The following is a 1,301-nucleotide window of genomic DNA, read 5'->3' as shown; positions in this document are numbered from 1 at the left end:
CCGCCACCAGCGCCGCCGCCTCGGCCGCCACCAGCAGGTGGGCGGCGAGGGCGCGGCCGCTGAGCCAGGCGCCTTCCACGGTGCCGCCCTGCAGCCAGTCGCCGCACAGGCCCAGGCGCGTGCGGCCATGCCAGGCAAACAGCGCATCCTTGCCCCCGGCCGTGGCCGCATGCTGCCAGCAGTGGGCGTTCCACGCCTGCGGCGCCGGCGCGCCGAGCCGGGCGAAGGCGTGCAGCAGCGCCTGCGCCACCTGTTCCCCGGGCATGTCCAGATGCGCCGCGCTCCAGTCGGGCTGGGCGTGCAGCAGCCAGCTTTCCTGGCCGCTGCGTCCCGGCTTGCTGTTGTTGCGGGCGATCCAGCGCAGCGGGCCGTGGTTGATGAAGGCCGCGTCGAAGGGCAGCTGCAGCGGCTGCGCATGGCGGGCCATGACGGCCCAGCACGGCTGCATGGTGACGCCGGCCGCCAGGCTCGCCAGGTGCGGGGCATGCGCCTGCAGCAGGGGCAGGGCCTGCGGCGCGGGGATGGCCAGCACGACGGCGTCGTAGACCTGGTCCAGCAGGCCCAGCTCCCGCGTTTGCAGTTGCCAGCCGTCCGCGCCGCGCTGCAGGCCGGTGACGCAGGTTTGCAACTGCAACGGCAGGCCGCTGGCCAGCCATTTCGCGGGCGCGCTCATGCGCGGCATGCCGACGAAGCGTTCGATGGCGCCGGCCGGCGCGTGCGCGCTGCCGTCGGCCGCCAGCAGGCACAGGCGCGGCGTCCACAGGGCGGCCACGCCGGCCAATTGCCAGCGCGCCACTTCCGCGCGGAAGGTGGCCGAGCGGGCCGTGAAATACTGGGCGCCGTGGTCGCACTGCCAGTCATCGGCGCGCCGCGTGGCCATGCGGCCCGCCGCCGTGCCGGCCGCGTCGAAGACGGTCACTTGCACGCCCGCATGCTGCAAGGCGCTGGCGCAGGACAGGCCGGCGATGCCGGCGCCGACGACGGCGATGTGGCGCGCCCTATCCATGCGCGCCCGCCGGCAGCGGCAGTCCTTCGGCGCGCGCCAGCCGGTCCATGGCCGCCTCCAGCATGGCGCGCGCCTGGCCCGTGGCATGCGCCAGTTCCTCGTGCAGCAGGGCGTCGTCCGGGTGGCGCGTGGCGCAGTGCAGGCTGTAGCGCTCGAAACTGCCCACCATCAGCAGGATCTCGGCCAGGTGGCGCGGACATTCGCAGGCCACGGTGGGCGTGGCGGCCGTGATGGCGGCCAGCGCCTGGGCGTCGAAACGGCAGGGCGGCACGGGCGGCAGCGGCGTGGCGGCGTG

General features: G+C 75.2%; 1 protein-coding gene and 1 pseudogene. Both read right to left on the bottom strand.

The features are described 5' to 3' along the window. Positions 1 to 1,006 (bottom strand): NAD(P)/FAD-dependent oxidoreductase (locus CBW50_RS28375; protein ID WP_086148568.1); only part of this gene is annotated, 1,006 nt, incomplete at its 3' end. Next, positions 999 to 1,301: pseudogene (locus CBW50_RS29650) on the bottom strand (MerR family transcriptional regulator); the annotation flags it as partial. The pseudogene CBW50_RS29650 and the gene CBW50_RS28375, both read right to left, overlap by 8 nt.

Origin of the sequence: Janthinobacterium sp. GW458P, from assembly GCF_002127585.1 — a bacterium.
Taxonomy (GTDB): domain Bacteria; phylum Pseudomonadota; class Gammaproteobacteria; order Burkholderiales; family Burkholderiaceae_D; genus Janthinobacterium.
Note: the sequence above shows the minus strand (reverse complement) of the source record. Positions and strands in the feature narration are given on the sequence as shown.